The sequence below is a fragment of the Bradyrhizobium sp. LTSP857 genome (genome assembly GCF_000938285.1).
Taxonomy (GTDB): Bacteria; Pseudomonadota; Alphaproteobacteria; order Rhizobiales; family Xanthobacteraceae; genus Bradyrhizobium.
On the sequence record NZ_JYMS01000039.1, the window covers coordinates 62,662 to 76,291 of the forward strand.

The 13,630-nt window shown below is 64.4% G+C and carries 12 protein-coding genes; 3 read left to right on the top strand and 9 right to left on the bottom strand.

What is annotated here, in order from left to right; all coding sequences use genetic code 11:
- Positions 1-3 precede the first annotated feature (3 nt).
- The 3 genes from UP06_RS25045 to UP06_RS25055 are packed head-to-tail and all read left to right on the top strand — an operon-like array spanning position 4 to position 3,353.
- Positions 4-690: an AroM family protein gene (locus UP06_RS25045; RefSeq protein ID WP_045006344.1), complete on the top strand. Its 687-nt coding sequence runs from the start codon at positions 4-6 to the stop codon at positions 688-690.
- Positions 687-1,793 carry an S-methyl thiohydantoin desulfurase family protein gene (locus tag UP06_RS25050; protein WP_045006345.1) on the top strand — a complete coding sequence of 369 codons (1,107 nt, stop codon included), beginning with the start codon at positions 687-689 and terminating at the stop codon, positions 1,791-1,793. The genes UP06_RS25045 and UP06_RS25050 overlap by 4 nt, the downstream gene beginning before the upstream one ends.
- 6 nt (positions 1,794-1,799) lie before the next feature.
- Positions 1,800-3,353 (top strand): hydantoinase/oxoprolinase N-terminal domain-containing protein, encoded by a 1,554-nt coding sequence (locus UP06_RS25055; RefSeq protein WP_045006346.1) that lies wholly within the window; start codon positions 1,800-1,802, stop codon positions 3,351-3,353.
- 14 nt (positions 3,354-3,367) lie between these two features.
- Here the strand turns inward: UP06_RS25055 and UP06_RS25060 are convergent, their stop codons facing one another.
- From UP06_RS25060 to UP06_RS25100, 9 genes are all read right to left on the bottom strand, one after another.
- Positions 3,368-4,342 (bottom strand): magnesium transporter CorA family protein, encoded by a 975-nt coding sequence (locus tag UP06_RS25060; RefSeq protein WP_045006347.1) that lies wholly within the window; start codon positions 4,340-4,342, stop codon positions 3,368-3,370.
- 174 nt (positions 4,343-4,516) lie between these two features.
- Positions 4,517-5,989: a methyl-accepting chemotaxis protein gene (locus UP06_RS25065; RefSeq protein WP_197087374.1), complete on the bottom strand. Its 1,473-nt coding sequence runs from the start codon at positions 5,987-5,989 to the stop codon at positions 4,517-4,519.
- A gap of 267 nt (positions 5,990-6,256) precedes the next feature.
- Positions 6,257-6,577: a plastocyanin/azurin family copper-binding protein gene (locus UP06_RS25070; RefSeq protein ID WP_045006348.1), complete on the bottom strand. Its 321-nt coding sequence runs from the start codon at positions 6,575-6,577 to the stop codon at positions 6,257-6,259.
- Positions 6,578-6,684: 107 nt separating this feature from the next.
- Entirely contained in the window at positions 6,685-7,680 is a 996-nt protein-coding gene (locus UP06_RS25075; RefSeq protein ID WP_245305535.1) for a cytochrome-c peroxidase, read from the bottom strand.
- 524 nt (positions 7,681-8,204) lie between these two features.
- A complete protein-coding gene (locus UP06_RS25080; RefSeq protein WP_045006349.1) occupies positions 8,205-9,701 on the bottom strand; it encodes an ABC transporter substrate-binding protein in 1,497 nt (498 codons plus the stop codon).
- A gap of 54 nt (positions 9,702-9,755) precedes the next feature.
- Positions 9,756-10,760, bottom strand: coding sequence for an ABC transporter ATP-binding protein (locus tag UP06_RS25085; protein ID WP_045006350.1), 1,005 nt, complete (start codon positions 10,758-10,760; stop codon positions 9,756-9,758).
- On the bottom strand, positions 10,757-11,770 hold the full coding sequence (locus UP06_RS25090; RefSeq protein WP_045006351.1) for an ABC transporter ATP-binding protein: 1,014 nt from the start codon (positions 11,768-11,770) through the stop codon (positions 10,757-10,759). Before UP06_RS25090 ends, UP06_RS25085 begins: the two co-directional genes overlap by 4 nt.
- Positions 11,771-11,772: 2 nt before the next feature.
- Positions 11,773-12,666 (bottom strand): ABC transporter permease, encoded by an 894-nt coding sequence (locus tag UP06_RS25095; protein ID WP_045006352.1) that lies wholly within the window; start codon positions 12,664-12,666, stop codon positions 11,773-11,775.
- Positions 12,663-13,613 (bottom strand): ABC transporter permease, encoded by a 951-nt coding sequence (locus UP06_RS25100; protein WP_045006353.1) that lies wholly within the window; start codon positions 13,611-13,613, stop codon positions 12,663-12,665. Before UP06_RS25100 ends, UP06_RS25095 begins: the two co-directional genes overlap by 4 nt.
- Positions 13,614-13,630: the final 17 nt, after the last annotated feature.

Below are 13,630 nucleotides of genomic sequence, written 5' to 3' on the forward strand. Positions count from 1 at the left end.
AACATGAACATGCCATTGAAGCACCAGCGCATCGGGGTGGTCGTGATCGGCCAGAGCCCGCGCCCGACCGTTGCGTCAGAAATCGCCACCGTGCTGTCGCCGGGCATCGAGATCGAGCTGCGCGGCGCGCTCGATGGCATGAGCCGCGCGGAGATCGACGCCATCCCGCCGATGGACGGCTACGACACGCTGTTCACGCTGCTGCCGAACGGCGACGGCGTCACCATCAGCAAGAAGGAAGTGGAGCGCCGCGCGAGCCAGCAGATCACGCGGTTCAAGCACGAGGGCGTCGGCGTGACATTGATGGCCTGCACCGGAAAATTTCCCAATCTTGCGGCCGACGGCCTCGTCATCCTGCCTTCGGCCATTTTGCATAATCTCGTCGAGGCCGTGCTGCCGAAAGGCCGGCTCGGCGTGTTCTCGCCACTCCCCGAGCAGACCGCGTTGATCGACAAGAAATGGCAGCGCGAAGGCGTCGAAGTGGTCGGCATCACGCTGCGTCCCGGCTCCAGCGATGCCACTGTCGACGAAGCCGCGCGCACGATGGCCGACCTTGAGCCCGATCTCGTGGTGATGGACTGCATCAGCTACACCAGCGCCAACAAGGCGCGCGTCCGCACCGCCTATCCCGGCCCGGTGATCCTCGGCATTGCCGCCGCGGCCCGTATCGTCGAGGAGCTGGTGTCGTGAGCAAGGTGGAATTGAAGACGATCAACCTCGAGGAGATCGAGGCGCTCGCGGTCGGCGCCTGGATCCTCGGCACCGGCGGTGGTGGCAGCCCCTATCTCGGCCTGCTCAATTTGCGCCGCCTCTATGCCGAGGGCCACCGCGTGCAATTGATATCGCCGCTCGACCTCGGCGACGACGACTGGGTCGCGGTGGTCTCCAACATGGGCGCGCCGCTGGTCGGACAGGAGCGGCTTGCCGACAGTCGCAATATCGCGCGCGCCGTGCGCATGCAGGAAGAGATCAACAACATCAAGTTCCGCGCCGTGATGTCGGTCGAGATCGGCGGCGGCAATGGCGTGCAGGCACTGATGGCGGCCGCGCATCTCGGCATTCCCGTGGTCGATGCCGACTGCATGGGCCGCGCCTTCCCCGAGGCGCAGATGACCTCGGTCGCGATCGGCGACCTGCGCCCCTACCCCTGCACGCTCTATGATCCGCGCGGCATCGAAGCCGTGGTGACGAAGGTGCCGAGCTGGAAGTGGATGGAGCGGGCGAGCCGCAAGATCTGCGTCGAGATGGGCTCGATCGCCTCCACCAGCAAGGCGCCGCGCACCGGCCGTGAGGTGAAGGACTGGGGCATCCACTTCACCACCACCAAGGCGATCCGCATCGGTCACGCCGTCCAGGCGGCGAACCGCCGCCACGAAGACCCGATCGCCGCGCTGCTGTCGACCGAAGGCGGCAAGAAACTCTTCACCGGCAAGATTGTCGACGTGGCACGCCGCACGACGGAAGGCTTCCTGCGCGGCTCGGCCACGGTCGAGGGCAGCGATGCCGACCGCGGCAGCCGGCTCAAGCTCTCGTTCCAGAACGAATGGGTCGTGGCCTGGCGCGGCGAGGAAGCGATCGCGACATCGCCCGATCTGATCTGCGTGCTCGACAGCGTCAACGGCCACGGCGTCGGCACCGAGACCGTGCGCTACGGCCAGCGCGTCACCGTCGTGGCGCTGCCGGCGCCGCCGGTGCTCACGAGTCCCCGAGGTCTCGAATTCGTCGGCCCGCGCGCCTTCGGCTACGACCTCGACTACCGTTCCCTCTTCGCGCCGGCTACGGCAGGAGCTTAAGATCCCATGAAGCGTATTGGCATCGATGTCGGCGGCACCAACACGGATGCCGTGCTGATCGTCGACGAGAAGGTCGTCCACTCCGTCAAGCGTCCGACCACGGCCGACGTGACCTCGGGCATCCTCGACGCATTGAAAGCGTTGCGCACAGAGCCCGCCGCCGCGGTGAAGGTCGATGCGGTCGTGATCGGCACCACCCACTTCATCAACGCGGTGGTGCAGCGCCGCCATGTGCAGAAGATCGCCGCGATCCGCATCGGCATGCCCGCAAGCGCATCGCTGCCGCCGTTCTGCGACTGGCCCACGGACCTCGCCGCGCTCGTCAACGGCGATATCTTCATGCTGGAGGGCGGCCACGATTACGACGGCCGCCCGTTCATGCGGCTCGACATCGCCGGGCTGAAGGACGCCGCGCGAAAAATCAGGGACAAGGGCCTGCGCTCGGTCGCGGTATGCTCGAGCTTCTCGCCGCTCGATCCGTCCTGTGAAACCACGGCGCGCGAGATTCTTGCCGAGATCTGCCCCGACGTCGCTGTGACGCTGTCGCACGATCTCGGCCGCATCGGCCTGCTCGAGCGCGAGAACGCCGCACTGCTCAACGCCTCCCTGCACGATCTCGCCATCACCACAGTCGCGGCCTTCCGCAAGGCGATCGCCGACAGCGGCGTCGATGCGCCGCTGTTCCTGACCCAGAACGACGGCACCGTGATGCAGGCCGAGATCGCCACCGCCTTCCCGGTGATGAGCTTTGCCTCCGGCGCGACCAATTCCATGCGCGGCGCGGCGCATCTGTCCGGCCTCGACGATGCCATGGTCGTCGACGTCGGCGGCACCACCTCCGATATCGGCCAGCTTCGCCACGGCTTTCCGCGCGAGGCGAATGCCGTGGTCGAGGTCGGCGGCGTGCGGACGCTGTTCCGGATGCCCGACCTCTTGTCGATCGGACTCGGCGGCGGCAGCCATGTCGACGAAGATCCGGTTCGCGTCGGCCCGCTCAGCGTCGGCTATCGGCTGACATCCGACGCGCTGGTGTTCGGCGGCGCGCGTCTCACCGCCACCGACATCGCCGTCGCCGCCGGCTTGATCGATATCGGCGACCGCTCGCGCGTCGCCAATCTGCCCAAACGCCTGATCGAGGCCGCGATGCGCGATGCCTGGCGCAAGCTGGAAGAAGACATCGACCGCATGAAGACCGAGGCCGGCGACGTGCCGCTGCTCGCAGTCGGCGGCGGCGCCTTCCTGGTGCCGGACCGCCTGCCCGGCATTTCCGAGATCGTGCGCGTGCCGCATGGCGATTGCGCCAATGCGGTGGGCGCCGCGATCGCGCAGGTCAGCGGCGAAGCCGATCAGGTGTTCCGCGATCTCAGCCGCGAGGATGCGATCGCAGCCGCGCGCGATATCGCAGCCGATCGCGCCGTCCAGGCGGGTGCAGCGCGCGACAGCCTCAAGACCGTCGACGTCGAGGACATGCCGATCGCCTACCTGCCCGGCAATGCGCTGCGCGTGCGCGTCCGTGTCGCCGGTGCAATCGCCAATCCGGATTTGCCTGCGGCGGCGTAGCGGGCGCCGCTGTCTCAATCGAACCAGCCACGCCGCTTGAACCAGATCAGCGGCAGCACACCGCTGGCGATGATGGCGAGCAAGGCCAGCGGATAGCCGAATGTCCAGCTCAGCTCCGGCATGTTCTTGAAATTCATGCCCCAGACACCGACCAGGATCGTGGGCGGCACGCCGACCACGGACACGATCGTGAGGACCTTGAACATCTCATTCTGCTGGATGTTGATGAAGCCGAGCACCGCATCGAGCAAAAGCTGGATCTTGTCGGACAACCGCGTCTCGTAGTCGCTGAGAGAAGCGACATCCTTCGATATGGCCTCGAGGCGCTTCTTCGACGCGGCCGTGATCCATTCACTTCCGACATCGCCGGCAAACGACGCGATGCGCCCGACTCCGAGCAGCACGTCTCGCGCCTTGGCGAGACGATCAGCCAGTTCACCGACATTCTCCAGCGCCTCGCGCATCCGCTGGCTCGAGCGTACCGGCCGTTTGGTCCGAACGAGTCCACCCTTGAAGACGCTCCTTGAAAGCGTGTCGGCCTTCGCGCCCAGATGCTCCAACACATCGGCGCCGCGGTCGACCATCGCCTCGAGCAGGCTGGTGAACACGCACATGCCGTTCTCGAGACTATCGTCGGTCCCGATGCGCTTGCCGATATCGTCGAAGATCGGCAGCGGCCAGAACCGCACCGTCACCAGCACCCGGGGCCCGATGACGAATCCGACCGGCGTGATCTCGGCCTCATTGTCTTCGTTGAACCGGACCGCCGGCGAACTGAGATAGAGCGTGCCATGGTCGTAGATCAGCCGGCTCGAAGCTTCGATCTCGCCGAGCGACTGCTCGGACGGCACGCATATCCCAAGCAGCCGTTCGACGAACTGCTTTTCCTTGTCCGTTGCATTCAGCAGATCGGCCCAGATGATCTCGGCCGGCATCTCCGCACCGATGTTTTGCCAATCATCGGACGGCCATCTGTATAGCCTGAGCAATTATCGAACTCCACGTGCCGTCGGCCCGCTTCATGTAACTCGCAGGACTGTGACACGGCCGCGACAACCGAGCTAGTACGTCGCAAGGCGGCGACGTTTCCGCCGGCGCAGGACTATCGATATGGAACTGCAGCCGAAGCCGGAGGCCGGGCACCTGTCCTTGGTGCCCCTGGCCTACGCCGCGACGTTCGAAAGGAAGCGATCCACCGACGAACGCAGCTGCGTCGCCTGACTGGACAGGTCGTGAGCCGTGGCAAGAACGATGTCGGCGGTGCGATTGGCGTTGTCTGTCGCCTCGGCGGTTCCCGCGATGCTGCGCGCGACCTGAGCCGTGCCGGAAGCCGCTTGTCCGATATTCCTGGAGATCTCGCCGGCCGCCGCGTTCTGCTGGCTGACCGCAGCCGCGATCCGCCCGGTGAAGCCGTCGATATCGCCGATGATCAACGCGATGGCGCCGACATTGTCGACCGCCTCCCGCGTCGCTGACTGCACCTCGGTAATCTGCGACGAAATCTCCTCGGTCGCCTTTGCCGTCTGCGTCGCCAGCGCCTTCACTTCCGACGCAACGACCGCAAAGCCTCTGCCCGCCTCGCCGGCGCGCGCCGCTTCAATCGTGGCGTTGAGCGCAAGCAGATTGGTCTGGCCAGCGATGGTCCGGATGAAGCCAACCACCTCGTCGATCTGCTGTGCGGCGCTCGCAAGCCTGCCGATCGTCTGGTTTGCAGCTTCCGCCATGCCGGATGCGCGCTGGACGATGGCGGTTGCGTCTGCAAGTTGGGACGTGATCGCCTGGACGGACTGTCCCAATTGGCTCGCGGCCGTCGCCACTGTCTGGACATTGACCGACGTCTCTTTTGCTGTCGAAGCCGCTTCGTTCGTTTGCGTGCCGGCAGCCCGTGCGGTGGAAGCGAGACCCTGTGCCGTGTCCGTCAATTCGCCGGTCATGCGAGCGGTATTGCTCAATACCGAGCTGAAGGCGGAGCGGAAGGCATCGATCTCGGCTTCCAGACGCTGCCGATGATTGGTTTGCTCGGCACTGCTCTGGTCCTTGGCGGCAATCAGTGCGAGATCGTCATCGGCGCGGGTCTTCAGGCTCGCCTGCATGACAGCGAGCGACTTGAGGAGACGGCCGAGCTCATCGCTGCGACGCACCGCGATGTCATCGGTGAAGTTGCCGGCCGCCACGCGTTCGGCAACCCGCACCGCGGCGGAAATGGGCCGGCTCATCGAGTACGAGAACGCAAGCGCGATCATCAGTCCGATCGCTACGGTGCCGATGGCAACCGACAGCATCGTCGTGCGGGCCGACTCCACGTCTGCTTCCGCTGCCATGCGATATTCATAGCCGTAAGCCGCGACGAGCTCGACGAGATCGTCAATCGACGCCATCAGCCGGTCGCCTTGCTGTGCGAGCAGGAAGCTGGTCGGGATCTCCGTCGTGCCGCCGGGCGACGGCTTCAGGATCTTGAGCGCGGCGGTCGACCAGTCCTTGAGCTGACTCTCGACCTTCTCGCGCGCAGCCGAAACATTGGGCGTCGCGGCGCGCTCGCGCACCACTTTCAGGTCCTCGACGCTTTCGCGTACCAGCGCCTCGAACTTCGCAACCAATTCGCCGGAGCTGCCCGCGACCAGGCCCCGCTGGAGCACCAGCCGTGCCTCGTGCAGCGCTGAGTGAGCGGAACGCGCGTGGTTGATCCCCATCAACGGGCCTTAGAGACGAACGACCATGTCGCCGGAATTGCCGATGGCGCGAATGCCGTAGAAGGCTATGCCGCAGGCCAGGAGAATCACGACACTGAAGGCACCGAAAATCTTGTAGCGTATCAACATCGTCAATCTCCGGTGCCTTGGTAGAGCGTTTTCGAGCGAAGTGGATACCGGTTCGCGTAAAGAAAACGCGTCAAAACAAAAATCCTAGTCTGTCACCTTGACCATCATCTTCATGCGCGGATGAATGGCGCAGATCACCTGCACGTCGCCCGATTCCTTGAAAGACACGTCTGTCGAGGTGCCCGGCGCCTGCGATCCCAGATTGAACTCGTTGCCCTTGCTGGCCGACATGATGTTATGCGGCACGGTGTCGTCATTCAGGAAAGTGATGGCCTCGCCTTTCTTGACCGAGACGCTCTCGGCAGAGAAGACGCGCCCCTGCTGGTGGATCACTTCGGTCGCGGCGTAGGCCCCAACCGAAAAGCCGGCGACGATGACGCAGGTGAAGAGAGCAATTGTGCGCATGTGAATATCCTTCGAGGTTTAGCGTGGGAGGACCGGCACGGCCGTCGGACCGAGTTCACTGGTCAATGTCTTGAGGAATGCGATGAGATCGGTTTTGTCCTGCGCGGTCAGTGCGAGCGGACGATGAGGTCCGATCGGCTGGGCCGGTCAACGCCGGCGTGGTCATAATGGTCAATGACCGCTTCGAGCGTGGCGAGCGAGCCGTCATGCATGAAAGGACCGCGGCGGGTGATCTCGCGCAGGCCCGGCGTCTTGAACGCGTGCTGCATCTTGATCACTCCGGGAAGGTATTCACCACGGCCGATGTCGGTGCTCAGCAGGCCTATGTCCTGAAAGCCCTCATTGGTGAAATTCCAGCCCTCATGGCAGGCGGCGCATTGCGCTTTGCCATTGAACACAGCGAAGCCACGCTTGGCCTCTTCGGAGATCGCCTTCTCGTTGCCTTCGATCCAGGCGTCGAACGGCGCTCGTTCCGAGACAACGGTACGCTCATAGGTCGCGATTGCCTGCGCCAACGTCGCCGGCTTCATGCCCTGGCCTGGAAACGTCGCGTCGAACATCGGCCTGTATTCGGGAATGCTCGCGAGCCGCTCCATAAGCTGGTCGAGCTTCATGTTCATTTCGCCGGGCGATTGGATCGGACCGAGCGCCTGATCTTCCAGCGTCGGAAGACGGCCATCCCACATGTAGATCGCGCTCCAGGCCGCGTTGACAATTGTCGGCGAGCGACGACCGAGCTTCGCCATGCCGTGACCGACGCCGACGGCAAGGCCATCGCCCCAGCCGAAGCCCGGGCTATGGCAACTCGCGCACGACTGCGCGGAGGTTACCGAGAGGCGCGTGTCGAAATAGAGCTTCTTGCCGAGCGCCGACTTCTCGGGCGTGTAAGGATTGTCCTTGGGGAAAGGGATCGTCGCGGGCCTGCGATACTGCGCCTTGAGTGCATCGAGGCCGCTCGATCCTTTCTGCGTGATCTCGACCTTTCGGCTTTCGCCGACCACAGCGGCGCCAAAACCGATCGTAGCGAAACCGAGAATGCCGAGTGTGGCCGATGCGATCGTCGCAATAAACAGCCGCGAGCGATAGGAGCCCTGGGTCGGCATGCAAATGTCCCCCAAAAGGTGCCATTTGCGACACCGAAAAAAGTCGAAGCAACGCGCAATCAGAAATCACGATGAATTTAGCTACAAATCGTTAAATAAAATCGTACCGGCCGCGCCGTTTGACTATCGGCTTTCGGCAATTCCGCACTTATAAAGTGCAGGAAGAATCGGCAACAACCGATGAACTGTGCAATTTCACTGAGATGTGGGAGCACCGCGCATATTCCCAGGCCGCCGTCGAGAATTGTTCTCGGGCTGCGGGACTTTCTTCCGGTCACCTTTGAGCTTCTTGCCGGCGATGGTGATCAGCTGCAGCTGACACAGCAAGCCGGAGACGGCACCGGTTACCGGCGCCCCCGCCATGATCACATCATGCCACTGTTTTGCCCGACGGGGCAACGGCTCCGGGGAATGCGTAAGCCATTGAACCGGCAGTCACCGGCTACTGTGCATGGGGTTGTTTTTCAGATTTTGTTGTTCACCTCTCCCGTGGGAGAGGTGAACAGGGCCGTGCCCTTGTGGCCCTACTCCCAGGCCCAGGTCGAAAAATCGTTCTCGAACTGTGGCACTTCCTTCCAGACGCCCTTCAGCTTCTTGTTGGTGATGGTGATCAGTTGCGGCTGGTACAAATAGCCGGAGACGGCGTCGGTAGCCAGCATGCGCTGGGCGTCGCCGAGCAGCTTTGCGCGGGCCGCTTCATCCGGCGTCGACACGATCTGCTTGTACAGCGCGTTGAAGGCGTCGTTGTTGTAGCCGAGGTAGTAGTCCGGCTCGGTAATCTTGACGAGGTCGAACGGCTCGACATGGCTGACGATGGTGAGATCGAAATTGTGCGGCCCATTGCCGGCGAACACCTGCGACAGCCATTGCGCCCATTCGACGTTCTCGATCTTGGCGATGATGCCGACCTTGGCGAGCTGGGCCGCGAGGATCTCGCCGCCCTGCCGCGCATAGGACGGCGGCGGCAGTTTTAGCGACAGCTCGAGCGGGGTCGTGACGCCAGCTTCGGCAAGCAGCTTCTTGGCTTTCTCGGGGTCGTAGGGATTGATGCCGGTGGTGTCGACGAAGCCGAGCGCGCCCGGCACGTAGAAGCTGCCGATCGGCCTGCCGAAGCCGTCGACCGCACCGTCGATCATCGCCTCGCGGTCGATCGCGGCCAGGATGGCGCGGCGCACGCGGACGTCATCGAGCGGCTTCTTGCGCTCGTTGATGGCGACGATGGTCTTGGCACGGGAGCCGCCGACCTGGACGTTGAAGCGCGGATCGGCCTTGAACTGCGCGATGGTGCGCTGCGCCGCGACGCGCGGGAATGCATCGACGTCACCCGAGAGCAGCGCCGCGGTCTGCGCCGACGGATCGGAGATGAAGCGGATCGTCACCTTCGCAAGCTTGATCGCAGCGGCGTTGCGGTAGTCGGCCCATTTGGTCAGGGTCATCGACGAGCCCTTGGCCCAGGCACCGAGCTGGTAAGGCCCGGTGCCGACCGGCTGCGTGACATTGGTCGGCGCGCTCTTCGGCTCGACGATCGAGCCGCTCGCCTGTCCCAAAAGGAACGGCAGGTTCGGCTCGGAATTCTTCAGAGTGAGCACCACCGTGTCGGCATCGGGCGTAGCAACGGACTCGAAGTTCTGAAACAGGCTCTTGTCCTTGTTGGTGCTGGTCGGCACCGCATTGCGCTCGAACGAGAACTTCACCGCGGCGGAATCGAAGGCCTCGCCATTGTGGAATTTGACGCCCTTGCGCAGCTTGAACGTATAGCTCTTCAGGTCGGGCGACGCGGTCCAGCTTTCGGCCAGCAGCGGCGAGACCGAGCCGTCCTCGTTGATCTTGGTCAGGGTCTCATAGATGTTGTAGAGCGTGACCTCGGCGATCGCGGCCGCCGCAGCGTTGGTGGGATCGAGTCCCGGCGGCTCCAGCGCCATCGCCATGACGACGCTGTCTTTCTTGCTTTGTGCCAGCACCGGCAGCGGCGCCGCGGCAAGGGCTGCGGCAAAAGCGACGATCGATAGTTTCCTGAACATACGTATCTCCCCTGCCTTCTCAATTCCCAGTCTACGCCAAACCTGCGCCCGAGACTAACCCTCCGCGGCAGGCTGCGGCAACGCCATCACGGCCTCCGCCTTGTGGCAGGCGGCGAGATGGGCCTCGCCAACCTTGCGTAACTCAGGCAGGGCCTCGCGGCAATGCTGGTCGGCGAGCGCACAGCGCGCGACATAGGGACAACCGGCGGCAGTCGCCGATTGCGAGGCGATCGCCTGGGCCCCGCGCCGGCGCCGGCCGCCACCGGCACGCGCCCGCGGCACAGCGTCCAGCAGCGCCCTTGTATAGGGATGGGCGCAGCGCTCGAACAAATCCTCGGGGCGGCCCTGCTCGACGATCCGGCCGAGATACATCACCGCGACCTCGTCGCAGAGATAGTCGACGACGGCGAGGTCGTGACTGATCAGGACGTAGCTCAGGCCGAACTGTTCCTGGAGGTCCTGCATCAGATTCAACACCTGCGCCTGCACGGAGACGTCGAGCGCGGAGACCGGCTCGTCGGCCACAATCAGCTTCGGCTGCGTAATCAGCGCGCGGGCAATCGCGATGCGCTGACGCTGGCCGCCGGAAAATTCGTGCGGATATTTGTCCATGTCGGCATCGCGCAAACCGACCTGCCGCAGCACCGCGGCGACGCGCTCGCGGAACGTGCTGCGATCGGCGCCTTCCAGCACGGTCAGCGGCTCAGCCACGATGCGCGCGATAGTTTGGCGCGGATCGAGCGAGCCGTAAGGGTCCTGGAACACCATCTGGAAATCGCGGCGCGCACGGCGCAGCTCATTGGCGGAGATCTGATTGAGGTCGCGGCCGAGCATCGCCACCTGTCCCGATGTCGGCCGCTCCAGCGCCATCACCACCCGCGCGAAGGTCGATTTGCCCGAGCCGGACTCGCCGACGATGCCGAGGCTCTTGCCAGCATTGACCTGCACGCTGACGCCATTGAGCGCGCGCACCTGGCCGGGCGGGCGGAACAGGCTTTCGCGGGGCAGCGTGTAGCGCTGCTCGAGGTCTTTCACGTCGAGAAGAGGCGCGGCGGTCATGCGGACAGCGCTCCGACATTCGCGGCCATGGAGACATCGGTGCGGACACAGCGCACGCCATGGCCGGGGCCGACTTCGACCATCGGCGGCAGCGCCGCGCGGCACTGATCGATCACAAGCGGACATCGTTCGGAGAAGGTGCAGCCGGCCGGAAGATCCGCGAGCTCCGGCACGGTGCCCGCGATCGTCGTCAGCCGCGTCCCCTTGCGCGCGCCAAGCTTCGGCCGCGCGCGGAACAGGCCCTGCGTGTAGGGATGTCCCATGCGACGAAACACTTCGTTGGTCGGCCCGCTCTCGACGACGGTGCCGCCATACATCACCATCATGCGCTGCACGTTCTCGGCGATGACGCCGAGATCGTGCGAGATCAGGATCATCGACATGCCGCGCTCCTCGACGAGATCGGCGATGAGATCGAGGATCTGGCCCTGGATGGTGACGTCGAGCGCGGTGGTCGGCTCGTCCGCAATCAACAGGTCGGGCTCGCAGGCAAGCGCCATCGCAATGGTGACGCGCTGGCGCTGGCCGCCGGAAAATTGGTGCGGATAGGCATCGATGCGCTTGGCCGGATCGGGCAGGCCGACGCGGTCGAGCAAGGCGATTACCTCTCGCCGCGCCTGCGCCGCCGAAAATTTCTTGTGACGCCGCAGCGGCTCGGCAACCTGATGGCCGATCGTGTGCATCGGGTTCAGCGCCGTCATCGGCTCCTGAAAGATCATGCTGATGCGGTTGCCGCGCAAGCCGCAATAGTCCGCATCCGGTAGCCCGACGAGTTCGCGTCCCTCGAGCTTGATGCTGCCGGTGATGACCGCGCTATCGGGCAACAGCCCCATCAGCGACAACGCCGTCACCGACTTGCCGCAGCCGGATTCGCCGACGAGCCCGAGCGTCTCGCCGCGCTTCAACGCAAAACTGACGCCGCGCACTGCCTGTGCCGGCCCGCGGCTGGTGTTGAGGCGGACGCCGAGATTGGCGACCTCGATCAGCGGTAGGGTTGCGGGATCAGCCATCGTCACCGCTCCCGCGCCAGTCGGGGATCGAGCAGGTCGCGCAATCCGTCGCCGAGGAGATTGAGACCGAGCACGGCGATGGCGATCGCGGCACCCGGATAGACCGCAAGCATCGGCGACTGGAACAGCAATGTCTGTGCGTCGTTCAGCATGCGACCCCAGGACGGCTGCGGCGGCTGCGTGCCGAGGCCGAGATAAGACAAGGCGGCTTCGGCAAGAATTGCGAGCGCGAACTGGATGGTCGCCTGCACGATCAGGATCGACAGGATGTTGGGCAGCACGTGCTCGATGGTGATGCGGAATTTGCCCTTCCCCGCGGCGCGCGCCGCCAACACATATTCGCGCGCCCAGATCGCGTTGGCCGAGCCGCGCGTCAACCGGGTCAGCGTCGGGATCTGGAAGATGCCGATCGCGATGATTGAGGTGACCATGCCCGGCCCCACCACCGCGGCGAGCATGATGGCTGAGAGCACGGCCGGAAAGGCGAAGGTGAAGTCGGAGAAGCGCATGATGATCTCTTCGGTCCAGCCGCGCCGGGCCGAGGCGATGAGGCCGAGGCAGACGCCGAAGGTGAGACCGATGCCGACAGCGATGATGCCGACCAGAATGGTGGAGCGGGCGCCCGCAAGCAGCAGCGAGACGATATCGCGCCCGAAGGAATCGGTGCCGAGCCAGTGCGCCGCGGATGGTGGCCGGAGTTTCGAGGCGATGTCGATCTCGTAGGGTGACCACGGCGTCCACACCAGCGACAGCAGCGCCGAGACGAGCACCAGCAGGCTGAGCGCGCCGCCCAGCACAAAACTGCGATGGCGCAGCGCGCGGCCCCAAAACGTCCGGGCCGGCAAAGGACGCACAGCAATCGGTGCGTCAGCGAGGCTAGTCAGCGGCGCGCTCACAAATCGTGCACCTTGATGCGGGGATCGATAAAGGCATAGAGGATGTCGACCACGAAATTGACGACGACGACCATCGCCGCGAGCAGCATCACGCAGTTGCGCACCACGATCAGGTCGCGGTTGGCGATCGACTGGAAGATCAGCCGGCCAAGGCCCGGCAGATAGAACACGTTCTCGATCACGATCGTGCCGGCCAGCAGATTAGCGAATTGCAGCCCCATCACCGTCATCACCGGGATCATGGCGTTGCGCAGCACGTGGCTCCACAGCACCTCGCGCTTGCCGAGACCTTTTGCGCGCGCGGTGCGAACGAAGTCTTCGCGCAGCACTTCCAGCACCGCCGAGCGCGTGACGCGCGCGAGGATTGCGGCCTGCACCACCGCCAGCGAGACCGCCGGCAGCAGCAGCGATTTGACACCCAACCAGATGCCGTCCTCCCAGCCGGGAAAACCGCCGGCGGACAACCATTGCAGCCGCACCGAGAACAGCAGCACCAGTAGAATCGCAAACCAGAAGTTCGGCAGAGCGATGCCGATCTGGGTCAGCGACATCACGCCGACGTCGCCGAGCTTGTTGTGGTTGGCGGCGGTGTAGATGCCGGCCGAGAGCGCCAGCGTCACCGTGATCAGCATGGACATGATCGCGAGCGGAATGGTCAGTACCAGCCGCTCCGCGATCAGGCTCGCGACTGGCGTGCCGTAAACATAAGAGTTGCCGAGATCGCCGATCAGAAGTCCCTTGATCCATTGCAGGTAACGAACCGCGAGCGGCTGATCGAGCCCGAGCTTGACCGTGAGCGCGCGCACCGCATCCGCCGACGCATCGGCGCCCATCAGCATCTGCGCAGCGTTGCCGGGCAAGGCATCCAGCACCAGGAAAATGATCACGGATGCGCCGACCAGCGTCGCGAGCAAGGTCAGGAGACGTCGGAGAAAGAATACGCTCATGCGCGCTCGGTTTCAGG